This window comes from Priestia sp. YIM B13489 (assembly GCF_042787645.1).
In the GTDB taxonomy this organism is placed as follows: domain Bacteria; phylum Bacillota; class Bacilli; order Bacillales; family Bacillaceae_H; genus Priestia; species Priestia megaterium.
The window spans coordinates 4,571,722-4,595,578 of the sequence record NZ_JBHZOQ010000053.1 but is presented as its reverse complement, the minus strand read 5'-3'; the positions used below and the strand labels follow the sequence as shown (position 1 = coordinate 4,595,578).

Genomic DNA, 23,857 nt, shown 5'->3' with positions numbered 1-23,857 from the left:
AAATAAGAGGGAGTTAAAGCAAGAAGCCGCTCTCGTTCTACATCGATATAGATGTGTGTATACGCACAGTTTTTGTTTTATAGTCAAAGTCTATCATATCAAAATCACCTTTTTTTAAAAAGAGCACGGATATTTTTGGAGGGATAGGATGTAAAAAAGGGTATATATTGAATAAGACATCACATATGTTCAAAAAAGGCGGTATAGATACAAGGTGCCATCTGTTTTGAGCAAGTCTAAAGTAGAGGATTTAAGTAAGCTGTTTCAATGTCGATACTTCTTGAGAAAAATACTGAGGTCTGGGAGTAGAAGGTATCTTGAAAAAGAGGAGGGTTCATATGGGATATATACTGCCCGTCACGCCTTATCAATCTATTCAATATGCAAATCGCCTTCAAAAAAATAATGCTTCTTTTTCAAATCGTATTTGGCCTATTGAGAAAAAAAGCTTTGACGAAGAGTTTGAATCGCGTTCTCACTTACTGGAATTGACGCCAAGTTCAGTACAAAAGCGAAAAAAGCTTCAAGCAGCAGAACGTGTATACAGCAAGCTAACAAATAAGGGCCTAGTGATTAATACACGTGTCTAATACAAAAAATCGTGAGCGCAGCAGAATGAATGCGCTCACGATTTTTTAACAAAGTAATGAACAAGTAAAAACATCTTAGTAAGATTCAATAAAAAGAGTACTGCCCTGCTGCCATTCAGCATAAAGCACCTGTTTATAATCGGTAAATCCTTGTTTTTTCAACTGTGTCTTTAACCAGTCTTCATCAAAGCCTGACTGAATCAAGTTTTTCAAAAGCAAACGTCCATCACTGACGAAGGCGATAGATAAAACGGGTTCAGAAGGAGGCAGCTGTAGATCGCTTCTTGTCGGCTTAGCATAATCAGATTTTGGCAATACGCTTAGTGATCCATCTGTTTCTAAAATCGCATATTCAACTTCCCGAATGGAAAATATGTCTTTTGAACGAAGCATATGAAGAAGCTGATCGATATCCAATCGATTTTTGCTAAGTTCTTTGTACGAAATTTTCCCTTTTCGAATAATAATAGATGGCCGTCCTTCTAAAAACAAACGCAGGCGAATATTTTTTTGAGTAATAACTTCGGTGACATAAATAAGCGCTCCCCAAAAGATAACAGCAAATAAAATTTTGCCTATTCCTACTTCTGAGTCATATAGCGCATTTCCTACTAACTCTCCTAATACAAGAGCAGAGATAAAATCAAAAGTGGTAAGCTGAGTGATCGTCGCTCTGCCTAAAAATTTAGTTAAAATAAACAGGCAGATAAATCCGATAAAGAGTTCTAATGCAATTCCGATAAGTTCATCCATATTTTCACCTAATTCACATGATTAGGTATTAGTATAAGCAAAGCAAAGGTTCTTATCCTTTAAAAAAGCAAAAACACCAGGTTCAATTCCTAGTGTTTTTTACTTAGTTTCTTTACCATCTCTACATGTGGAATTCCAGCATCCATAAATTCACCTGAAACCGTTACGTAGCCTAGCTTTTTATAAAATCCTTCCGCATGCGTTTGAGCATGCAGCTTAATCTTTTCAATCTCATGCTCTGCTGCGACCTCTTCTAACTTATCCATCAAAAGCTTTCCTACACCGTCTTTTCGATAAGAAGAAAGAACGCAGATTCGTTCTGCTTTTCCATAGTCCTCTACCATACGGAAGCGTCCTGCCCCAATTGGTGCAGTTCCTTTGTATACAACTAAATGCAGGGCTTCGGTATCGTATTCATCGATTTCTTGCTCTACATCAACCTGCTGTTCTTCTACAAATACTTTTTGACGTACGAAGTAAGCATCAGAATGATCTTGTTTGTTCGTTAGTACTTTGATGTTCACGTATCTTATCCCTTTCCAAGACGAAATGTTTCAAACACAGTCCATGTTTCATTTTCAAGCTGGTACATTAAGTGAAAGCGATCCACTGTTTCTTCATGAGCGACATCTACAAGCTTCAACTGGCTATACACATCTAAGTGCTCATCATCTGAAAGGCGTTGACCAATTGTAATATGTGGAATAAATGAATATTCAGTTGGCTGTTCGAGATTGCCTTCATGAAGTTTATTGTAAAGTGACGTCAGTTCTTGCTTTTGTTCCACTTTTAAGTAAATAACGTTATTGGCTGGTGAAAATGAGCTTACTTTCGTTACATTTAATGTAAATGGATTTGTTTCTTCGGCAATTTTACGCAAGTTAGCCGCAATTTCATCAATTTGGTCTTCTGTAGCTTCAAAGACTTCTTTTAATGTAAGATGAGGCGGAATTAATGAATAGTGAGAATCATAGCGCTTTCGATAAGAATTCGCTACATCTTGCAATTTTTTAGATGGAAAAAGTACAACGCCAAATTTCATAAAAAATCCCTCCAAAGTAAGATCATAAAATATGTATAAAGCGAGCTTATTATAACAAATTTTCAAAAAATATGATATCTTTCTACTTCAACATGTATTGAAGCGACCGCTTTACGTCTTTTTGCCAGTATTTCCACGTATGATTTCCATTAAATTCTTCGTAGAAAACAGAATATCCACGCTGCTTCATTTGTTCGTGCAACAGGCGGTTAGGTTCAATAAAATTCAATATACCATCTTGCGTTGTTTTGACAGCCGTTTCTTCAGTTCCAATAACATGATAAAAATCCAGAAGTGAAGGAGAAGCAAATGAGTTGACCGTTTGTAATACAGCATCGTTCACGAAAGGAGAATGCATAATTACTTTCCCGAACGTGTGAGGATAAGCAATGGCCGTCAGCAGTGAAACTGTAGCAGCAAGCGAATCACCAATTAGAACACGTGATTTTCCCATTTGATATGTAGGATATGTTTTATCCAAAAATGGCACAAGTTCATGTGCTAAAAAGCGAATGTAAGCATCTACTTGATTTCCTTCTGGATGATACTTATCGCGTCTGTCTTCCACGCTTTTATATGGAATTCCAACAAAAATAGTACGATCGATTTCCGACTCGTTCATTAAATCATCAATTAAACGAGGTGTCCGTCCGTACATAACATAATCTTTTCCGTCTTGGGCAATAAGTAAGGAATACTTATAGAGCGTAGAATAGTTTGACGGCAAATAGACTAGTAACGTGACATCTTCTTGCAGTGCGTCACTATAAAAAGAAATTTCTTCTAACTTCCGCTTACTTTCTGACATGAATAATCGACTCCTATGCATTTGAATGAAAGCGTTACCTTTATTGTAACACATTTTCTAATAACCGTTCTTTATTTTATTGTAACGAATTTTTTAGCGAATGACGAGAAAGAGGCATGCGTCATTAAAAAAGCGCTTCAGAATCGACTGAAGCGCTTTTGATTAATCTAATTTTTTCATTTTTTTAAACATAGCTTTTTCTGCTTGGCTGGCTTTTTCTAGCGGCTTCTTCGTATATTCTTCTTCTTTTTCATCAATCGAAACCAATTCTGTGTCATTTTTTACATAACTTCGGATATTGCGAGCACCGAAATAGCCGTTTACATCTTCTAAAATAGGCTTGTTTTCTTTTTGATCATAAAGAGTATATGAATTCTCTTCCTTAACGATAGCGTAGTGATTCCCTGCTAGAAGAGCTACGGCTTCTTTTTCGCTTTTTCCAAAAGTAGACATGAGAAACAGAACGATTAAGACGATAAAGAAAAGGGCTGTTGCGCCAATAAAAAATAATAATAAGCCTCTGCTAAATTTACTTTGTTTTTCTTCCACAGTAGACAAACCTCCTGATTAGATAATTTTATTATAGCAAGTAAATGTAATGAGCGCCTAAAGAGATATGTGACGAGTTTATGAATTCAGGTGGATGAAACAAAAAAGGTTTTTAGCGCCTCTCATCGAATTTAATATAAAGAGAGACAACAACTTGAAAAGGAGAGAGAGACATGACAGCGAAAAAAATCCCAACGAGCAAAGAAGTAGCAAAGGCAACATTTGATTTGCTAGAAGAGCGTGGCGTAACAGTTTTAGATATTGCTGAAATTGTGTATGATTTACAGCTTCCATATCATCCTGCTCTAACCATTCAGGAATGCGCTGAGAGCGTAGAGAGAGTACTGCAAAAGAGAGAAATTCAGCATGCGCTTCTAGTTGGAATCGAACTTGATAAGTTAGCTGAGCAACATAAATTATCAGAACCTCTTCAAAGCATTGTAGAACAAGACGAAGGGTTGTTTGGTGTTGACGAAACGATTGCTTTAGGTGCCGTTTTAACCTATGGCAGTATCGCTGTTACGACCTTTGGCTATTTAGATAAAGTAAAAGTAGGCATTATTGAAAAGCTGGACTGTAAAAAAGAAAAAGGAGTTAATACCTTTTTAGATGATTTAGTAGCGAGCGTGGCTTCTAGTGCGGCAAGTCGTTTAGCTCACCGTCAGCGTGATGAACAAGAACAGCTGCAAGAAGGCAATCCGGCTACGTAATAAATTTCTTTTAGTATGTATATAAGCTGCGTAAATTAACACGCCGAAATGATTTAGTCTTTTATTTAAATAACGGATACTAGGCACGTATCACCTGCGTGTCTAGTATCCGTTAATGGAACGATTTATGGCTGTAGTGAAGTAGTCATAAGGTAGCTTAAGTTTTTCAGCCCAAGACTTTCATAAAAAGCACGTGCTTTCTCGTTAAATGCCCATACGGTAAGCTGGAGGTCATTTGCTCCTTTTTGTACAGCCCACTGTTTCGTAGCAGAAAAAAGACTTTTTCCTACGCCATAATTTTGAAAGCCTTTCTTAACGCCAAAATATTGGATGTACGCTGTGTAGGAAAGAGGAGCTAATGTAGTGGGAGGGTTATATTTTAATTCAACAACAGACGCCCCAATAATTTGATTTCGATATTGAGCTACAAGAATATCAATGGTTGCATAATAAAGAGTAGCTTGATATTGTTCCGGAGATAGAACAGCCATCTGATTATCAAACATAGAAGGAAGCGCATTTGCGTGGAGTTCTAGTGATTCCCCTAATATTTTATTTACTTCTGTATAATCATCGAGTTTTGCAGTGCGATAGATAATCTCCATACACACTTCACCTACTTTTTAAAAGTTGTGCTTTATCATATGTAGCAACTTAAAAAATGTTAAATGAGAATTAAAACTTGAAAATTTTAAGCGAAGAACTGCACTAAACAGAGCATATATTCTATGCTCTGTTTGATGTTATAGTTGAAGAATATATAAGAGCGAAACGTTAAATTCTAGTTTCAGCAATGGCATCGCGTACTTTTTCAAGCGAGTGTTTAGAGGCATCTTTATTCGCGATCATTACATTAACGTACAAAGCATCAATGAGGCTTAGCTGTCCAATTCTCGAGGCAAGAGCTTCAGATCGATATTCTGTTTCTTCTGAACTCGTATAAAGAGAAACATCGACATTTTGGCTTAATGGAGATTTTGGAAAACCCGTAATACCGATCGTTTTGGCACCGTTCGCTTTTGCTGTATTTAAAATGTTCATTGTGTCTTTATTTGTTCCAGAATGAGAAATCACTACCGCTACATCCTGTTTTGTTAATTGAGAAGCGGACATAAGCTGGAAGTGGGAATCAATAAATGCAAACGTTTTAATTCCTGTTCGAACAAATTTATGAAAAGCATCCATAGCCACTACGGAAGAACCGCCCGTGCCATAAAACTGAACTTTATCCGCCTTCATAAGAAGTTTGACGGCTTTTTCAATAGCGTTGCTTTCTAGTATTTGTAATGTATTTTCAAGCGTTCGTACATTGGAGCGAAAGATTTTTTCAGCAATCGTTTTTTCATTATCCGTTTCAGCAATTTCCTCGTGAATCTGCTGAATAGGCGTCATAATTTCAGCAGCCAGCGCTATTTTCATCGCTTGATAGCCCTTGAAGCCAATTCGTTTACAAAAGCGAAAGACTGTTGCATCAGCTACATTTAAATCGTCTGCCACTTCGTTAATGGTACTGTGAATAATTTGTTCCGGCTGTTCTAAAATATAATTTGCTATTTTTTTCTCTTTTTCACTGAATCTAGCATAGTGAGAACGAATTTTTCCTAAGCAATTTTGCGTCATAACTGATGTTCCTTTCCACGAATTTAGTAGTAAAAAGAGTATAGCATAAAAATATGAGTGAAAAAAATTTTCTTGTAAACGATTGCAAAATGAAAAATAATTCGTATAATGGAGGTAATGTGAAATTTTTTTTCAAAAGGAGTTTGTAAAATGAAAATTGGATTAATCGGTTTAGGAAAAATGGGATATAATTTATCATTAAATTTAATGGACAACCATCATGAAGTAGTAGCTTATGATGTAAATAAAGAAGCGGTAGAAAAACTTGCAAATGAAGGAGCAACTGGCTCCTTTACTGTTGAAGAGTTAGTTAATGAACTTCCTCCTTCACCTAAAGTTGTATGGATTATGGTTCCGGCTGGAGAAGTAACGGAAAATGTTATTACAGAACTAAAAGAACTTCTGTCAGAAGGAGATATTATAATAGATGGAGGAAACTCTAATTATAAAGAATCTGTTCGACGTGCTCAGGATCTTCAGGAAAAAGGTATTTACTTCTTTGATGTAGGGACAAGCGGCGGAATGGAAGGGGCAAGAAACGGAGCGTGTACAATGATCGGTGGAGATGCGGAAGTATTCCGTACAATTGAACCGATTTTTAATGATATTTGCGTAGAAAATGGATTTATGTACGCAGGTAAAAGCGGAAGCGGTCACTTTTTAAAAATGGTTCACAATGGTGTAGAATATGGAATGATGCAATCCATTGCTGAAGGATTTGAAGTCCTGGAAAAAAGTCAGTTTGATTTCGACTATGAAGCCGTAGCACGCGTTTGGAATAACGGATCTGTTGTTCGTTCTTGGTTGATGGAACTAACGGAAAATGCGTTTTCAAAAGATCCTAAACTAGACAGTATTAAAGGAGTCATGCAGTCTTCTGGCGAAGGGAAATGGACCGTAGAGACTGCTCTTGATCTTCAAACGGCAACTCCTGTTATTGCTTTATCGCTAATGATGCGCTATCGTTCATTAGAGGAAGATACATTTACAGGAAAAGTTGTAGCAGCACTTCGAAACGAATTCGGCGGCCACGGTGTTGTAAATAAGTAAAGTAGTAAAGTAGGGGGACAGCAGCATGAGCAAAAAATATGCAATAGGTGTAGATATCGGAACAACGAGTACAAAGTCTGTATTGTTTTCAGTAGACGGTACAGTCATTGCAAATCATGGGATTGAGTATCCATTATACTCGCCGACGCCCGCGATGGCTGAGCAAGATCCTGAAGAAATTTTTCAAGCAGTTGTACGTACAATTCAAACGGTTGTAAAAACGAGTGATGTAAAACCTGAGGATATTTTATGCGTTTCATTCAGCTCAGCTATGCACAGTGTTATTGCCGTTGATCAGCAGGGAAAGCCGCTGACAAAATGTATCACGTGGGCGGATAATAGAAGTGCAGAATGGACGGAAAAAATTAAAAATGAATACAATGGTCATGAGATTTATTTGCGTACGGGTACGCCTATTCATCCGATGTCGCCGCTTTCCAAGCTAACATGGCTATCTAATGAACAGCCTGAACTAGTGAAGGGAACACATAAATTTATTTCGATTAAAGAATATGTATTCTTTAAGTTGTTTAACGAATATGTTATCGACTATTCGATTGCATCAGCAACGGGTTTGTTTAATCTGAAAAATCTTGCGTGGGATGAAGAAGCACTTAAAGTAGCAGGTGTTACAACCGATCAGTTATCCACTCCTGTTTCAACAATGCATCAGTTAAAAGGGCTAAACCCAGCGCTTGCAGTTGACATGCACTTACTTCCAGATACGCCCTTTATTGTAGGTGCAAGTGACGGTGTATTATCAAATTTAGGCGTAAATGCAATTGAACCAGGCGTTGTGGCTGTGACAATCGGGACAAGCGGAGCTATTCGAGCAGTGACTGACAAGCCAGTAGTCGATCCGAAAGGTCGTATTTTCTGTTATGCGTTGACAGAAGACCACTGGGTAATTGGCGGCCCTGTAAATAACGGCGGTATGATTTTCAGATGGGCTCGCGATCAGTTTGGAGCGTCGGAAGTAGAAACAGCTAAACGCCTTGGAAAAGATCCGTATGAAGTATTAACGGATATTGCAGCTTTAGTGAAACCGGGAGCGGACGGCTTATTGTTTCACCCATACCTTTCAGGAGAGCGTGCGCCGCTTTGGGATGCAAATGCTAAAGGTTCATTCTTTGGCCTAGGTTTGCATCATAAAAAAGAACATATGATTCGTGCTGTATTAGAAGGCGTTATCTTTAACTTGTATACGGTATTATTGGCACTTGAAGAGTTAATTGGAGAGCCTACAAAAATTCAGGCAACAGGCGGATTTGCACGTTCCGCACTTTGGCGTCAAATGATGGCAGATATTTTTAACCAAGAAGTATCCGTGCCGGAAAGTTTTGAAAGTTCATGTCTAGGAGCAGTTATCCTTGGCTTATATAGCCTTGGCGAAGTTGACTCATTGAACGTTGTTTCTGATATGGTTGGAGCGACTAATCATCATTATCCAATCAAAGAAAACAGTGAAGTATATAAAGAGTTAACGACTATCTATATTCGTTTGGCTCGCTTATTTAAAGAAGAATACGAAAGCATTACGGCTTTTCAAAAAAAATATGTACATTAAGTTCACAAATCATCGCTTGAAGTTTTCAAGCGATGATTTTTTGTGTGTTAGGTTATCTAACAACCAAAAGAGTTGACACTACACAATATATAAAAGTTCCCTCAAATAATGTTACAATTTGTCCAGTGTATCCCCGTTTCTCATTAAATATAATAAGGGATAACGTTAGTATTTATCACATACCAGAAGGAATCGTCACAAACGCCTTTATATTTCAGAAAATTCAAATAAAATTTGTTTTTTGAAATGAACTTATTTTATGAAAAGGGGTTTTATGGATGAAAACACAAATTGAGCAAGATGGAATTGTGACGCTCACAGATGAGACGCACAATCAGCTGAGCGGCAGTGACCTTTGGAATGAGGATTTACGTCCGACTACGATGAAAGAGCATTCTTGGAAAGGAGTTAACTTTGCCACGCTTTGGATTGGGATGTGTCTGTGTATTCCAGCTTACACAATGGCGAGTGGAATGATGACGCTTGGAATGAACTGGTGGCAAGCAATTGGTACAATCTTTTTAGGAAATGTTATTGTTCTTATTCCTATTTTGCTTAATTCTCACGCTGGAACCAAGTTTGGCATTCCTTATCCAGTATTTGCCCGCCTGTGGTTTGGAGATAAAGGAGCACATATCCCAGCACTGGCTAGGGCCATCGTGGCTGCTGGGTGGTTTGGAATTAATACATGGATTGGAACGGAAGCAATTGATACACTTCTAAGCGCTTCGTTTTCGTCTTGGAATGGTTTAACTGGTCATACAGCTATTGTATTTGCTCTTTTTTGGCTTTTAAATGTAGGAGTGGCATATAAAGGTCCGCAAGCGATTAAAGTATTAGGAGCGATTGCTGCTCCGGTTATTGGTATTTCGGCTATTATTCTTTTTATATGGGCTTATACAAACTCGGGAGGGTGGGGCCCCATTTTATCTACGCCTTCTAAATTTACATCAACAGGAGAATTTCTAGCCGTATTTTTCCCAGCTTTAACGGGGGTTATTGCCTTTTGGGCGACGCTCGCTTTGAACATTCCAGATTTCTGTCGATATGCTAGAAGTCAGAAATCTCAAATGGTTGCGCAAACCTTTTCCTTGCCATTGACGATGAGTATTTTTTCATTTATTGGAATTGCCGTTACTTCAGCAACAATCGTTATATTTGGAGAAGCTATTTGGGATCCAGTGGCCTTAGTAGCTAAATTCCCTCCGTTTATCATTTTCTTAGGAACAATCGTTATCGTGCTTTCTTCTTTAACGATTAATGTGGGAGCAAATATCGTCGCACCAGCCCGTGCAATTGAGAATCTGAATCCAAAGAAAATCACGTTTGCGATGGGGGCGCTAGTGACCGGTATTTTTGCTATTCTACTTCAGCCATGGTACATCATGTCTAATTTCGGGAACTATATTTTCGGCTGGCTTGGAACATACGGAGCGCTGCTTGGCCCTATAGACGGCATCGCCATTGCTGACTACTGGCTTGTAAGAAGGAGACAGATGGCATTAAAGGATTTATATGAGGTAAACGGTCGCTACAGTTATTCAACAGGTTTTAATAAAAACGGCATTTATGCATTAGTAATTGGCGTGGCCATACCCGTTTTAGGCTTACTGATTCCTGGACTGCGCTTTTTATGGGATAATGCCTGGACATTTGGTCTATTCATTTCTATCATCGCTTACACGTATCTCATGAGAGGAGATAAAAGTGTATTAGCGCCGGGGGAATATGAAGAAATAACGTTAAAAACAAGCGAAAAAACGATTATCGACAGTCAAACGGCGGATCCAACCATCACCAAATAAATAAGATGAATCCAATCATTAACATGATTGGATTTTTTTGTGTGTTAAAACTGTATGGAAGAAAATTGATAAAATTTTTTTGAGTTTTTTTGTTGATTTAAGAATTTTTTTTTCATATAATTTAAGTAATAAAAAAATGAAATCGTTTTCTAAAATAATTAATGTAAACGATTTCGATAATTGAAACTTATTTTTAAAAAAATTCACAGGATGTAGAGCTTTTTTGCTACATAGAGAAAGCGTTTACTTAAAGGGAAGGTGGAAAGCAAGATGGATGCATACTTATTAGCTATTACAGTTGCCGCAATTGTTATTGTTATTGTAGGTGTTTCAGTTTTTAAATGGCATGCGTTTATTAGTTTAACGGTTGCGAGTTTGTTTTTGGCAATTGCTTCTGGGTTATCAATGGATAAAATTGTTGGCGCTTACGAAACGGGAGTGGGCGGTGTTTTAGGCCACTTAGTAGGAATTTTAGCGCTGGGAACAATTTTAGGTAAGCTGATGGCCGATTCAGGTGCCGGCATGCAGGTAGCGGATTATTTCGTAAGAATATTCGGTGTGAAAAGACTGCCATGGGCGATGCTAGTAGCAGGTTTCATTATTGGTATTCCTGTTTTCTTCGAAGTAGGAATTTTAATTCTACTGCCTTTAGTTATTTCCATTCATAAAACAACAAAACAAAATATATTATTGATTGCTCTGCCGGTTATTGCGGGATTATCAATTGTTCACGGTCTCGTTCCTCCTCATCCAGGTGCGATGGCAGCTATTAGTATTTACGGAGCAAATACGGGGAAAGTGCTTTTATATGCATTAATCATTTCAATTCCAGCTGCAGTTATCGCTGGACCGGTTTTTGCAAAATGGGTTCACAAACGAGTGATTCCAGAAGGAGAACCTGATCTAATTCGTATTACGACAACATCAAAAGATCTTCCTGGTACAGGCGTTTCATTTTTTGTCATTTTACTGCCCGTTCTATTAATGGTCTTAGCAGCTATAGCACCTGTTATTAACGGATTGCCAAGCGGCGTAGTGAAGTTTGTAGAATTAATAGGAAGTCCATTAATTGCACTTTTAATTGCTTGTTTTGCAGCGTTTTACCTGCTTGGAAAACGTCAAGGTATGACAAAAGATGTGATTAAAAAACTAACGGAAGAATGTTTGCTTCCTGTAGGATCTATTGTCTTAATTATTGGTGCAGGGGGCGGCTTCAAACAAGTATTAATCGATAGCGGAGTAGGTACAACGATTGGTCAAATGTCTGAACATCTATCTCTATCACCACTTGTACTTGCATTTTTAATTGCTGGATTAATCCGTATTGCTACAGGTTCAGCAACAGTTGCATTAACAACAGCGGCTGGTATTGTCTCACCAATCATTGAGCATATGTCCGGTGTTAACTTAGAACTGCTTGTTATCGTTACGGGTGCGGGTTCACTAATGTTCTCTCACGTTAATGATGCTGGCTTCTGGATGGTGAAGGAGTATTTAGGATTAACAGTGAAAGAAACGTTCAAAACATGGACCGTTCTGGAAACGCTTCTATCCTTTATTGCTTTTGCAGGAGCACTTATTCTAAATGCATTAATTTAAAAATAAGACTCTTTTACTCTATGTAAAAGAGTCTTATTTTTTTATGAAAGAAAAGAATTTGCAAGAAAAATAATCAAAATATTTTATTTATTCGTTAAATTATGGCAAAATGGAAATAGAAGAATAATAGCTTCTAAGAAGGGAATGACAGAGAGTGAGTAATCAACTAGTATTTTTCACAAACTTTTCAGAAGGAAAATTAGATTCAGACGTTTCTTGGTATTGTCCACCAGCTCAATTTCAAATTGATACAGAAACGAATCGATTAGTGATTAAAACAGACGCTAAAACGGATTTTTGGCAGCGTACTCATTATGGCTTTGAAGCGGACAATGGACACTTTCTTTACCGTGAAGTAGAAGGCGACTTTGAAATCATGACAAAGGTGCATACATATCCAGTTAATCGCTACGATCAAGCAGGTCTCATGATTCGTGTATCAAAAGATACGTGGATCAAAACGTCAGTTGAATACAATCCCGATGGTCCTAACCAATTAGGAGCAGTCGTAACCAACCAGGGCTTCTCAGATTGGTCCAGTCAAAATTTTACTCAAAACAAATCAGCGCTTTATTTTAAAATTCAGCGCAAAAACGATGATTACACCGTTTGTTATTCAAGTGATGGAGATTCTTGGACTCAGCTCCGACTCGCTCACTTATTGAACTCAACCAAAGAACCTGTTCAAGTTGGTATTTATGCTTGTAGTCCTCAAGGAGAAGGGTATGAAGCCCAATTTGATTTTATAAAAGTAGAAAAAATGTAAATAAAAACCACGATTTAGCTACAGCTAAATCGTGGTTTTTATTTAGAAAGCGCATTATCTAAAGGCTGTGTGACAGAAGCGGATGTCGGTTGATTGTGTAAAGCAATTTTTTGCTTGAAGTAGCTGATGACAAAACCTGTAATCGCAATGGATATAACAGAGAAAATTCCTTTTGAAAGTCCAATTGAATACATGCTCGACAGCACGACAAGGAAATCAAATGAAAAATTCACTTTTCCAGGATCCCAGCCGAATTTTCGCTGTGCGAATAACGCTAGAATATTAGCACCGCCGAGAGAAGCTCCGTTCATAAATAAAATGGATAAGCCAAGGCCGGCAATTAGTCCGCCCGTAACAGCACCCATCAGGCTGGGAAGTGTAAAAGAAGGAAGCAAGTGATCGAGTGAAGTGAGAAGCGATAGCAAAGACACTGATCCTATAGTTGTGGCGGTAAATTTCCATCCCATTTGAAAGAAGGAAAAGAGATAAAAAGGAATATTAATGAGAAAAAAGATTACCGCAAACGATAAGGGAAGGGCATATGACAAGCTAAGGGACAGACCAGCTGTTCCCCCCGTCACTACGTGAGAGTGCCGCAAGATAAGAACACCAATACTTGCAATCGTACATCCAAGAATAATCCATAAAACTTTTCGCATAAATAAACCCCTTTGTTTGTTTTTTCGGAATTTTCATTTTCAATTATCTACTTTAATGATAGGATATTAAATAAAGAAAACACATGTATAAATGAAGGAAATAATACTTGTTCTTTTATCAACTTGAATAAAGATTTTATTTATTATATTCATTTTGAAAGGAAAGGTTTGGATGGATCAAATCGATGCACAACTATTGTCTATTTTGCAAAGGGACGGACGTATGACGATTAGTGATTTATCAAAAAAGCTGGCTCTTAGCCGTCCAAGCGTATCAGAAAGACTGCAGCGTCTTCAGGAACGAGGAGTGATCCAGCGTTTTAGCGCTACGGTGTCTCCGAAAGCTTTAGGAAGAGATACACAGCTGTTTATTCAAGTAAGCGAATTAAAAAGAAAACCGGAGGAATTTGAAGACTTTATTGAGCAAAATGAAGACGTGCTTGAATGTCATCGCGTAACGGGGCCGGTTTCTTACTTTATCAAAGCAGCCGTGTCTGGAATGGATGGACTTAGAATGCTAGTGGATGAACTGATTCCTTATGGAAATGTGAATACCTCAATTATTTTAAAGTCGCCTGTAGAAAACAGGATGATTACTCCTGTACAAAAACCGGCCCCATAAGAGGCCGGTTTTCTGTGTAAGGAGATATTAATAAAATCCTTTAATAATATAAAAATGATTTTGTAAAATATCAGGTATTTCTTCTTCTGAAACGTTCCTTTTCGTCTTTTTTTCGCCGTCTGTTACAGTTAGCGTTTCGCCAGAGAGGGTAATGCGCCCTGTAGGGGTTGCGATCGTAACAAGACGTTTGTGTACAAACGGAGAATCCGCTGACGTTTGATTGAACTCACACATGGGAGTAAAGTCAGTCAGTTTCTTAGGAAGCGTAGACACACGGTACAGCGTTTTCCATACATCATCTTCCCATCGCTGCAAATCATACATATGCTCAGCAACGTTTGTCATACGATAAGAGCCGCTTACATCTCTTACTACTTCGCCATTTAAAGGCATTGGCTTGCGCACAGAATCTCCAAATCCAACGTCTACGATGTAAGGCTGATCTTCAATCGTCACAAGGTTTGTAGCATGACTTCCTTCAATGGTCCATGTGCCGTCGGGTTTTTTGACGGTAGCTGAAACGTAAGAGACTTCATATCCGCTTTCTTTTAACAGCCAGCCAAATAGACCGTTTAATTCGTAGCAAAATCCTCCCCGCAAATTTACGATTACTTTTTGAAAAATTCGTTCTAAATCAATTATGATAGGGGTTTGAGACAGAACATCTAAGTTCTCAAAAGGAACATGAAGCATGTGTTTGTTCTGTAAAGCAGCTAAGCTTTCATACGTTGGGCTATCCGGTTTCTTAGCTAAAAACCGACTAAAATAATAATTAATATTCATCAAATGCACCTCTTAGTAAATCATTTCTCTCTGTCTTTAGCAGAACGTTCATGTAACAGCGCTTTTTCGATTGTCTCTTTGGAAGCGAATCCTTGAAGTACAAGGCTGTCAATTTTTAAAGTTGGTACTTTCATCTCGTCACGCTCCTTTATGGCATGTTTTTATTTTATCAAAAGTAAAGACGATCCTTCCAACTTGGGAACTGCGGAAAAATAGTTGACAAAATTGGATAACTCTTTCTATAATATAGTCAATACATATCACGAGCGATTAGTTCAGTGGGAGAATACATCCTTGACAGGGATGGGGTCGGGGGTTCGAATCCCTCATCGCTCATACCAAAGCCGTTTTCTTATTAATAAGAGAGCGGCTTTTCTCTTTTGTTTGACAAATCAATGCTACATTAAATCTTGAGCGCGTATAGAAGAATTAAAGTATAATGAAACATAGTGCATCAGGTCATGATAAAGATAATCACTAATTTAAAATAAATGAGGGTACAAAATGAATCAAAAAAGTTTTAGTCAATATGGTCTTAGTGACAAGGTAGCTAAGGCGCTTTCTAGTCTGCAATACAATCATCCTACGGAAGTACAAAGCAAGGTGCTTCCCATCGCGCTAGAAGAAAGAGATGTTGTCGTGAAGTCTCAAACAGGAAGTGGAAAAACGGCTTCCTTTGGCATTCCACTGTGTGAATTAGTGAATTGGGAAGAAAATAAACCCCAAGCCTTAGTGTTAACACCTACACGAGAGCTGGCTGCGCAGGTAAAAGAAGATATTACAAATATCGGCCGTTTTAAGCGAATTAAAGCAGCAGCTGTCTACGGAAAATCACCGTTTGCCAAGCAAAAAGTAGAATTAAAGCAAAAAACACATATTGTTGTAGGTACGCCTGGACGAGTGCTTGATCATATAGAAAAAGAAACGCTTGCATTAGAGAAAATTCGTTATTTGGTTATTGATGAAGCAGATGAAATGCTAAATATGGGTTTTATTGACCAAGTAGAAGCAATTATTCAACATCTTCCTAGTGAGCGTGTAACGATGCTTTTCTCCGCTACGCTTCCTGAAGATATTGAAGAGCTTTCTCGCAAGTATATGAAAAAGCCGGTTGATGTTGAAATCAAAGCGAATGGATTAACGACAAGTACGATTGACCATTCTGTTATAACAGTAGAGAACGAACGTAAATTTGAACTGCTGAAAGACGTAACCACAGTAGAAAACCCGGACAGCTGCATCATTTTTTGCCGCACGCAAGAGCAGGTAAATACGCTGTTAGATGATTTAGATGATCTTGGGTATCCTTGTGATAAAATTCACGGGGCAATGGTGCAAGAAGACCGTTTTGAGGTTATGAATGATTTCAAAAAAGGTAAATTCCGCTATTTAGTGGCGACAGATGTAGCTGCGAGAGGAATTGATATTGATAATATCACACACGTTATTAACTATGACCTTCCGTTAGAAAAAGAAAGCTACGTTCACCGTACAGGAAGAACGGGACGTGCCGGTAAAAAAGGGAAGGCTATCACATTTGTAACGCCTTATGAAGAGAGAATGCTATCGGAAATTGAAGAATATATCGGTTTTTCAATTCCAACATCTACTCCTCCTTCTAAAGAAGAAGTACAGCAGGCAGCATCCGCTTTTACTGAAAAAATCAATGAGCGTCCAGAAGTTAAAAAGGATAAAAGCGAGTCATTAAATAAAGACATTATGAAGCTGTATTTTAACGGAGGAAAGAAAAAGAAAATTAGAGCGGTTGATTTTGTGGGAACAATTGCGAAATTAGACGGAGTAACCGCGGACGATATTGGAATTATTACGATCCAAGAAAATGTCTCTTATGTAGAGATTTTGAATGGAAAAGGTCCAAAAGTGTTACAAACAATGAAAAACAAAACGATTAAAGGAAAGAAATTAAAAGTTCATAAAGCGATTAAATAGCAGAAGGAAGTCCATCTTTTTAAAGATGGGCTTTATTTATAGAGCCAATAAAGGAGTTGAGAGTATGAAGTACATAAAAGAAGCGTGTGCAGAAGGGTATGAGCAGGCAAAAAAAGCAGAAAAGCTAGGAGCAGACCGCATTGAATTGTGTGACAATCTCAGTCAAGGAGGCACCACGCCAAGTTACGGCACCATTGAATATGCAAGCGAACATCTTGATACAGATATCAACGTGATTATTCGCCCAAGAAGCGGTGATTTTATATATTCTGAAGCAGAATTTCAAATTATGAAAAAAGACGTTAAAGCATGTAAAGACCTTGGAGTAAACGGAGTAGTATTTGGCATTTTAACAGAAGAAGCTGAAATCGATTACGGACGCACTAAAGAGTTAATAGCAGAAGCTCATCCTTTAAGCGTTACGTTTCATATGGCATTTGATGAGATTAAAGATAAATACAAAGCCATTGATATACTTAGTGAATTGGGAGCAGACCGTATTTTGACCAAAGGAGGGAAAGGATCTGCTTTGCAAAATCTTCATATGATCCGAGAATTGATCACATATGCTAACGACCGTATTATTATTTTGCCCGGCGGAGGAATTCATGAAAGCAACGCAAAGGCGGTTATAAAAGAAACAAAAGCAGCTGAATTACACGGAACAAAAATTGTAGGAGATTTATCTCGTTAAATAAAAAGAGGCTGGGACAAAAGCATTTTAATCCAAGTGAAAAACGAACCATTAATCAATATGTTTGATTCGTGGTTCGTTTTTTTGATGGTGAATATAGTTTCATCTGTTTCGTTCCTTCTAGCAGGTGATTGGAGGGCAAGGCGAAGACTCCTGCGGGAACAGCGAAACAGATGAGACCCCGCAGGAGTACAAGGGACGAGGAGGCTCAGCACCCGCCCGCGGAAAGCGAAGCCTTGCATGGAAATCAACTGCGATGTAATAAGCAGTCCAGCTCATCTATCTCATTTGTTCATCTTTAGGTTGAATTCATTTAGTTATGTCTCAACCTCTTTTATTTTGATGTATTTCCTTTTGCTGCTAAGCCGCTCGTCATTTTGGTACGCTGAAAGAAAAAAGAACCTACGATGAGTACAGCAATTAAAAGAGTTAAGAAGAACTGAGAACGTAATGAATCAATAAATGCCATGGCTATAAAAATACTAGTGATGGCAAGGATTGTAGCGTAAGTTAAGTAAGGAAATAACCACATTTTAATTTTTAATGCTTCAGGATTTTCTTTTTCATATTTTTTTCGCATTTTAATCTGTGAAAATGCAATAACTAGATACACAAGAAGCGCTACGCCACCTGATGCATTCACTAAAAACAAAAAGATTTTGTCCGGTGAAATGTAGTTAAAGATAACGCTAATGTACGAGATAACTGTACAAGCTAATATGGCGCTAACCGGCACGCCTTTTTTATTTAATTTTGAAAAACTTTTTGGTGCATCGCCGTTTTGAGACATGGAAAACAGCATGCGAGAACTTGTATACAGACCAGAATTCAGACAGGAAAGAACGGCTGTTAAAATAATAAAGTTCATAATTTGAGCTGCGGCCGGTACATTCACTAATTCAAGAATAGATACAAATGGGCTTTTCATTAGGCTTGATGAATTCCAGGGAAGAACCGTTACTAAAATAAAAATAGAGCCTAAATAGAAAAACAAAATGCGATAAATAACGGTATTGGTCGCGATGGTAATGGCTTTTTCAGGCTGAGACGATTCACCTGCTGCGGTTGCGACAATTTCTGTTCCCATAAAAGAGAACATGACAAGAGCAATGCCTAAAAACACAGAGCTAATTCCATTTGGTAAAAATCCCCCTTTGTGAAAAAGGTTGGAAGTGCCAGGAGGATCAATGCCTGGAATGAATCCACAAATAATAGCTATACCTAAAAGTAAAAAAAGAACGATACTGACGACTTTAATGAGGGAAAACCAATATTCAAATTCTCCGAAAGATTTAACCGAGTACAGATTGGTCATCGTTAATAAAAAAGTAAGAGCCAGGCTTACTCCCCAAGACGGCAAAGACGGGAACCAGTATTGAATAATATTTGCACCTGCAATGGCTTCAACAGCAATAACGATAACCCAGAAAAACCAGTAAAGCCAGCCAATCGTGTAGCCGGCCCAAGGGCCTAATGCCTCTTTTGCATAAGTAGAAAAAGAACCGCTGGAAGGATTGGCAGTAGACATTTCGCCAAGCATTCGCATGACTAAAATAACGAGCAAACCAGCAAATGCGTACGAAAAAATAGATCCCGGTCCAGCGGTGTTAATGAGTGATCCGCTTCCGATAAATAATCCAGCACCGATAATTCCTCCAAGAGAAATCATGGTGATATGCCGGATCTTTAACTCTTTTTTTAACTGTGGCTGTGGATGGCTGTTCATTTGTAACCTCCTATATAAACTAAATTTTTAGTTAATATGGAGAATTATAGTATGTTGTAAGACGTATGGACAGGATGTTGTTAGAGGTTCTTTCATACAAAAAGCGGATATGAATTGTTGCATTCATATCCGGCTTACTCTGACACAGATATTCATTATGCGTATAAAGTACCTGATTAGCGTCTTTTTCCTTTTTATAATAAGCAATGTAGCTGAAAATAAACTGAATGATTGTTTCAAATAATTTAATCAAAAGAGGTATACATTCTATTAAAGGATAATGTGGAGTGATATTCAAACTCTCTGCAAAGCTCTAAATGCGGGTTTTCCTTTCTGAAAACGGGTATATATAGTAGTAAGAAGTTTATTCTTTTGTTAAGTATAAAAGAAAGATGTGCGATAGAAACAGGAGGTTATAAATAATGAAACATGTTGAAGTAGTAGAAAAAGGAGCAAACATTAACGAAGCAGTTAATCAATTTGCAGACAAAGGTTTTGAGAAAGATGAAGTATACGTGTTTACGTATGACAAGGAAAATTCTAAAAATTTAACAGAAGTAACGGATACAAATATTATTCGACTGTCTGAAGAAGGTCCTTTACATTCAGCAGCGAGTTTATTTTTAACCAGAGAAGATGAGCTTCGAACAAAAATGGCTTCACTAGGCTTATCAAAAGACGAAACAAAAAAATATGAAGAAGAGTTAAAGAAAGGCAGTGCGATTGTAGTGGCTGCTACAGGAGAAAGAAAAGACGTTTAAGTTTAATAGAGGCTATGAAAAAAGTAGTTTAGTTAAAGGAAGATCCGAACGCGTTTGATTCTTGATAGAGAATCAAACGCGTTCGGATTTTTTTGTGGGGACGGTATAACAAGTGATCTATACGAGCTTCTTTATCCCATTTGTTCGTCTTTAGATTTAATTGATTTTGTTATGTCTCACACTTTTTTGTTTTTTCCAATATATGATTGATAAAACTAATGGTATTAGTTAAAATTAAAACTAATACCATTAGTTTTAATTTTGATAATAGGGGATGAGGAAATGAGAATAGTTCGTGAGAAAATGTTGTATCAACTGACGTTTTTGCCTCGCTTTTTTCCAGTGAATTGTTATTTAGTCGAAGAGAAAGACAGTCTTACATTAATTGATGCGGCTCTTCCATACAGCGCGTCGGGTATTTTGAAAGCTGCAGATCAAATTGGAAAACCGATTACTCGAATTGTTTTTACACATACTCATGAAGATCACATCGGAGCGATTGATCATTTGAAAAAAAGGTTACCGAATGCTTCTGTTTATATGTCGCAAAGAGATTATCGATTATTTTCAGGAGATTTCACACTCGATTCTGAAGAACCTCAAAACCCAATCCGTGGAGGAATACCAAAACTAGGAAAGGTTTCAACTAAAATTGATCATTTCATCGAAGAAGATTCTTATATAGGCTCACTTGCTCCTATTTTTACACCTGGACATACACCTGGATCTATGTCTTTTTTAGAGCAGAGAACGAACGCATTAATTGCCGGAGATTCGTTCCAAGTGCGAGGAGGAATTGCGGTATCAGGTCAGTTAAAACCGCTGTTTCCGTTTCCTGCCTTTGGAACGTGGAGCAAAGAGCTAGCGCTTAAAAGTGCAGAAAAGCTACATGAGCTAAACCCGTCACTTCTTGCTGTTGGACACGGAAGAATTCTTTCTCAGCCGCTAAAATTGATGGAAAAAGCAATACAACAAGCGAAAGTAAAAATAGAAAAAAGGAGATGAAGGGATGTCGCCACGACAAGGACTAGATTTCAAAAAGGTGATTCAAACAGGTGAAAATTTGGCCAATCGTGAAGGGTTTTATGCTGTTACAATTGCTTCATTAGCAAAAGAATTAAATGTTCGTCCACCGTCTTTATATAACCATATAAAAGGATTAGAAGAGCTGCGCAAAGAACTGGCTTTAAGTGGACTGCAGCAGCTATATCATCTTTTAAAAAGTACTGTTGAACATGCTTCCGCAGAAGACGCTGTTTATCATCTAAGTAAAGCGTACGTTTCATTTGTAAGAAAGTCTCCGGGAATATACGAAGCAACGGCAACGGTAGCACCAAGGATAAAGGATGAAGAAGTACAAAAAGCATCTGATAACATTTTGTTTTTAGTGCTGGATGTGTTGAAACCGTATCAGCTTCCGGAAAATGAAGCCCTTCATGCTGTTAGAAGTCTTCGCAGCATTTTACATGGGTTTTCTTCTTTGGAGCATAAAGGGGGATTTGGAATGTCATTAAGCACTGATGAGACTCTAGACTTTTTAATCCGTACGTTTGCATTGGGCCTACACCGGTATAAACAGACCACATAAATTTCATTAAAGCCACTAAGCCTAATGCTTTAGTTGAAATTGAAAAAAAAGAGAAAGAATGATAGATTACAAATAAAGACATTTATTCCTATTGTTTTAGGGTTGTTACTGACGAAGCAGGCAAAACCTAAGCTGCAAGGACAGAAAAGATAGTTTCTGTTTGTTGCTGTTTAGGTATTTTTTGTTTTTGTTTAAAATAACCAGCCCTTTTTCATTTGTTTTATAAGGGAGAAATCTTCTGAGAATGGAGAGAAGCAAACATGCTTAATTCAAGAATGATCGTCATATTAAGAGAACTAATGTCCGTACAGTCTACATTATCAACCGTTACGAGTGAATATTTAGCAACAATAAATCAAGTATCTTCTCGAACTATTCGAACGGATATAAAACAGCTAGATGACATTTTGTCTCAGTACGGAGCTAAAATTAAATCAGCTCGTGGGACAGGATATGAACTTAGCGTTTTAGATGAAAAACAGTTCCATCACCTATTAAAAGAACTTTCGGCTAATCAATTATTTGATGCAACTTCTATTCCAACCGTTCCTGATGACCGCGTGCATTATTTAATCAAAAGATTGCTGCTAGCAGACGAATATTTGAAGCTCGAAGATTTAGCAGACGAGTTGTATATTAGCAAGTCAACGGTTCAAAACGATTTAAGAGATGTTAAAAAACAGCTGTGTAAGTATGATATTCTTTTAGAAAAACGTCCTAACTATGGCTTGAAAGCTAAAGGGGACGAAATGAAAATGAGATTCTGTATGTCTGAGTACATATTCAACCGAAAAGATAAAGAAATAGATATGGTATACAATAAAATATCTATTCTGCCCCAAGAATCAATCTTAACGATTAAAGCCCACATTTTAAATCAAATAAAACGATACAATATTATGGTTTCAGACATTGGATTAAATAATTTAATCATTCATTTAGCTATAGCTTGTAAGCGAATACAAGAAGAAAATTTTATTTCTTTGTATTCAGAAGATCTGCTTGAGATTATGGAACATAAAGAATATGAAGTGGCAGCTGAAATTGTGCGGGAGATTGAAAATGCATTCAAGATTCGTTTTCCGAAGTCAGAAACGGCATATATCGCCATTCATTTGTTAGGTACAAAAATGCTCAACAATAGCAATCATGAAGAAAAAGAAGTAAAGCAGTTTATTGACACAAATATCTATGAATTAACAGCAGCTATATTAGAAGCAATTGAAAAAGAGCTTCATTTAGGAATTAGTGAAGATTCAGAGCTGATCCTTGGCATGAGCTTGCATTTGAAACCGGCTATCAATCGCTATAAATATGGAATGAATCTGCGAAACCCGATGCTTGAAGGAATTAAGAGTCATTACCCTCTGGCTTTTGAAGCTGGGATTATAGCTGGGAAGGTTTTGAAAAATCGCCTTGAAATCGACATGCATGAAACGGAAATTGGCTATTTAGCTTTACATATTGGAGGGGCCATTGAACGTCGGAAAATTATCAATCAGCCTAAGCGCTGTTTGATTGTATGCGCATCGGGAGTAGGGAGTGCCAAGCTATTATCATATAAGCTGCAGGCTACTTTTGGATTAAATCTGACTATTTTAGGAACAACGCAGTATTATAAGCTTCACCAAATGTCGCTGCACTCTTTAGATTTTATTGTTAGTACCATTCCAATTCCAGATCATCTTCCTGTTCCTGTAGTACAAGTAAGTACGATTCTAGGAAACAGTGATTTTAAAAAAATTGATTGTTTAATGAAGAACAAACAGCAGCCTTCCTTAGAATACACAAAAAAAGAATTAGTATATTTACAGCAAGAATTTCAAACGAGAGAAGAAGTGCTTCATTTTTTAGGAGAGAAATTAACTCATCTAGGACTAGTTCCTTCTCAATTTATAGAATCTGTTTTTGAAAGAGAAGCTGCATCACCAACAAGTTTTGGCAATCTCGTTGCGATTCCTCATCCTATGGTTCCTCAAACGGATACGACGTTTTGGGCCATTTGCACGTTAAAAAAACCGATTATGTGGGAAGGAAACCTCGTACAATTTATTTGCCTTTTAAGTGTAAAAGCGAATAATCAAGGCGATTTGCAAAAGATGTACAGTTTGTTAGTCCGCGTTGTGGATGATAAGCAGGTCGTGCAGCGCTTAGTAAAGTGCAAGGATTATGAGGAATTTATAGAGGTGTTTATGAAAAATATTAGATAAAAAAA

24 protein-coding genes and 1 tRNA gene are annotated in these 23,857 nt (G+C 37.6%); 15 read left to right on the top strand and 10 right to left on the bottom strand.

All coding sequences use genetic code 11. The annotated features are described in order from the left end of the window. Positions 1-338 precede the first annotated feature (338 nt). On the top strand, positions 339-590 hold the full coding sequence (locus tag ACFX4W_RS29450; RefSeq protein ID WP_043980435.1) for a hypothetical protein: 252 nt from the start codon (positions 339-341) through the stop codon (positions 588-590). A gap of 75 nt (positions 591-665) precedes the next feature. Here ACFX4W_RS29450 and ACFX4W_RS29445 read toward each other — a convergent pair whose 3' ends face one another. The 5 genes from ACFX4W_RS29445 to ACFX4W_RS29425 form a co-directional block, all read right to left on the bottom strand. Continuing rightward, positions 666-1,343, bottom strand: coding sequence for a DUF421 domain-containing protein (locus tag ACFX4W_RS29445; protein ID WP_013081784.1), 678 nt, complete (start codon positions 1,341-1,343; stop codon positions 666-668). Between the two features lie 89 nt (positions 1,344-1,432). Further along, complete coding sequence (locus ACFX4W_RS29440; RefSeq protein ID WP_043980433.1) at positions 1,433-1,867, bottom strand: GNAT family N-acetyltransferase; 435 nt, start codon at positions 1,865-1,867, stop codon at positions 1,433-1,435. 5 nt (positions 1,868-1,872) lie between these two features. Beyond that, positions 1,873-2,385: a YjcG family protein gene (locus ACFX4W_RS29435; protein WP_013081786.1), complete on the bottom strand. Its 513-nt coding sequence runs from the start codon at positions 2,383-2,385 to the stop codon at positions 1,873-1,875. An 82-nt stretch (positions 2,386-2,467) separates the two neighbouring features. Continuing rightward, a complete protein-coding gene (locus ACFX4W_RS29430) occupies positions 2,468-3,193 on the bottom strand; it encodes an alpha/beta hydrolase (RefSeq protein ID WP_043980431.1) in 726 nt (241 codons plus the stop codon). Positions 3,194-3,355: 162 nt separating this feature from the next. Next, the gene (locus tag ACFX4W_RS29425; RefSeq protein WP_029324785.1) at positions 3,356-3,742 is read right to left on the bottom strand and encodes a hypothetical protein; all 387 of its coding nucleotides are present in this window, start codon (positions 3,740-3,742) and stop codon (positions 3,356-3,358) included. Positions 3,743-3,915: 173 nt separating this feature from the next. On the opposite strand from ACFX4W_RS29425, the gene ACFX4W_RS29420 reads away from it, so the two are divergent. Then, complete coding sequence (locus ACFX4W_RS29420; RefSeq protein ID WP_043980427.1) at positions 3,916-4,452, top strand: phosphatidylglycerophosphatase A family protein; 537 nt, start codon at positions 3,916-3,918, stop codon at positions 4,450-4,452. Positions 4,453-4,577: 125 nt separating this feature from the next. Here the strand turns inward: ACFX4W_RS29420 and ACFX4W_RS29415 are convergent, their stop codons facing one another. Both ACFX4W_RS29415 and ACFX4W_RS29410 read right to left on the bottom strand, forming a co-directional pair. Then, entirely contained in the window at positions 4,578-5,057 is a 480-nt protein-coding gene (locus ACFX4W_RS29415; protein WP_025749861.1) for a GNAT family N-acetyltransferase, read from the bottom strand. A 169-nt stretch (positions 5,058-5,226) separates the two neighbouring features. Continuing rightward, entirely contained in the window at positions 5,227-6,072 is an 846-nt protein-coding gene (locus ACFX4W_RS29410) for a MurR/RpiR family transcriptional regulator (RefSeq protein WP_013055460.1), read from the bottom strand. Positions 6,073-6,222: 150 nt separating this feature from the next. Between ACFX4W_RS29410 and gnd the strand changes: the two genes are divergently transcribed. From gnd to ACFX4W_RS29385, 5 genes are all read left to right on the top strand, one after another. After that, complete coding sequence (gene gnd, locus ACFX4W_RS29405) at positions 6,223-7,122, top strand: phosphogluconate dehydrogenase (NAD(+)-dependent, decarboxylating) (protein ID WP_377560485.1); 900 nt, start codon at positions 6,223-6,225, stop codon at positions 7,120-7,122. A gap of 25 nt (positions 7,123-7,147) precedes the next feature. Further along, positions 7,148-8,689 carry a gluconokinase gene (gene gntK / locus ACFX4W_RS29400; RefSeq protein WP_043980421.1) on the top strand — a complete coding sequence of 514 codons (1,542 nt, stop codon included), beginning with the start codon at positions 7,148-7,150 and terminating at the stop codon, positions 8,687-8,689. A 278-nt stretch (positions 8,690-8,967) separates the two neighbouring features. Then, the gene (locus ACFX4W_RS29395) at positions 8,968-10,494 is read left to right on the top strand and encodes an NCS1 family nucleobase:cation symporter-1 (RefSeq protein WP_043980420.1); all 1,527 of its coding nucleotides are present in this window, start codon (positions 8,968-8,970) and stop codon (positions 10,492-10,494) included. Positions 10,495-10,764: 270 nt separating this feature from the next. Then, the gene (locus ACFX4W_RS29390) at positions 10,765-12,093 is read left to right on the top strand and encodes a GntT/GntP/DsdX family permease (protein ID WP_013081793.1); all 1,329 of its coding nucleotides are present in this window, start codon (positions 10,765-10,767) and stop codon (positions 12,091-12,093) included. A 154-nt stretch (positions 12,094-12,247) separates the two neighbouring features. Beyond that, complete coding sequence (locus ACFX4W_RS29385; RefSeq protein ID WP_028407502.1) at positions 12,248-12,859, top strand: DUF1349 domain-containing protein; 612 nt, start codon at positions 12,248-12,250, stop codon at positions 12,857-12,859. A gap of 38 nt (positions 12,860-12,897) precedes the next feature. On the opposite strand, the gene ACFX4W_RS29380 is transcribed toward ACFX4W_RS29385, so the two are convergent. After that, positions 12,898-13,518, bottom strand: a complete 621-nt coding sequence (locus ACFX4W_RS29380) for a YitT family protein (RefSeq protein WP_043980417.1) — start codon at positions 13,516-13,518, stop codon at positions 12,898-12,900. Positions 13,519-13,690: 172 nt separating this feature from the next. Here ACFX4W_RS29380 and ACFX4W_RS29375 point away from each other — a divergent pair, with 172 nt between their 5' ends. Beyond that, positions 13,691-14,140, top strand: coding sequence for an Lrp/AsnC family transcriptional regulator (locus tag ACFX4W_RS29375; RefSeq protein WP_013055467.1), 450 nt, complete (start codon positions 13,691-13,693; stop codon positions 14,138-14,140). A 27-nt stretch (positions 14,141-14,167) separates the two neighbouring features. On the opposite strand, the gene ACFX4W_RS29370 is transcribed toward ACFX4W_RS29375, so the two are convergent. Continuing rightward, positions 14,168-14,923, bottom strand: a complete 756-nt coding sequence (locus ACFX4W_RS29370) for an arylamine N-acetyltransferase family protein (RefSeq protein WP_043980415.1) — start codon at positions 14,921-14,923, stop codon at positions 14,168-14,170. Positions 14,924-15,187: 264 nt separating this feature from the next. Here ACFX4W_RS29370 and ACFX4W_RS29365 point away from each other — a divergent pair. The 3 genes from ACFX4W_RS29365 to ACFX4W_RS29355 all read left to right on the top strand — a co-directional run bounded on the left by ACFX4W_RS29365 (position 15,188) and on the right by ACFX4W_RS29355 (position 17,567). After that, positions 15,188-15,259, top strand: a tRNA-Val gene (locus tag ACFX4W_RS29365). Between the two features lie 168 nt (positions 15,260-15,427). Beyond that, the gene (locus ACFX4W_RS29360; RefSeq protein WP_043980413.1) at positions 15,428-16,873 is read left to right on the top strand and encodes a DEAD/DEAH box helicase; all 1,446 of its coding nucleotides are present in this window, start codon (positions 15,428-15,430) and stop codon (positions 16,871-16,873) included. A 64-nt stretch (positions 16,874-16,937) separates the two neighbouring features. Next, positions 16,938-17,567: a copper homeostasis protein CutC gene (locus ACFX4W_RS29355; protein ID WP_043980410.1), complete on the top strand. Its 630-nt coding sequence runs from the start codon at positions 16,938-16,940 to the stop codon at positions 17,565-17,567. Between the two features lie 334 nt (positions 17,568-17,901). On the opposite strand, the gene ACFX4W_RS29350 is transcribed toward ACFX4W_RS29355, so the two are convergent. After that, on the bottom strand, positions 17,902-19,293 hold the full coding sequence (locus tag ACFX4W_RS29350) for an amino acid permease (protein ID WP_043980408.1): 1,392 nt from the start codon (positions 19,291-19,293) through the stop codon (positions 17,902-17,904). Between the two features lie 422 nt (positions 19,294-19,715). On the opposite strand from ACFX4W_RS29350, the gene ACFX4W_RS29345 reads away from it, so the two are divergent. From ACFX4W_RS29345 to ACFX4W_RS29330, 4 genes are all read left to right on the top strand, one after another. Then, positions 19,716-20,054, top strand: coding sequence for a YflT domain-containing protein (locus ACFX4W_RS29345; protein WP_013081802.1), 339 nt, complete (start codon positions 19,716-19,718; stop codon positions 20,052-20,054). Between the two features lie 282 nt (positions 20,055-20,336). Next, on the top strand, positions 20,337-21,059 hold the full coding sequence (locus ACFX4W_RS29340) for an MBL fold metallo-hydrolase (protein WP_043980406.1): 723 nt from the start codon (positions 20,337-20,339) through the stop codon (positions 21,057-21,059). A gap of 4 nt (positions 21,060-21,063) precedes the next feature. Next, positions 21,064-21,642: a TetR/AcrR family transcriptional regulator gene (locus ACFX4W_RS29335; protein ID WP_043980404.1), complete on the top strand. Its 579-nt coding sequence runs from the start codon at positions 21,064-21,066 to the stop codon at positions 21,640-21,642. Positions 21,643-21,902: 260 nt separating this feature from the next. Further along, positions 21,903-23,852, top strand: a complete 1,950-nt coding sequence (locus ACFX4W_RS29330) for a BglG family transcription antiterminator (protein WP_043980402.1) — start codon at positions 21,903-21,905, stop codon at positions 23,850-23,852. Positions 23,853-23,857: the final 5 nt, after the last annotated feature.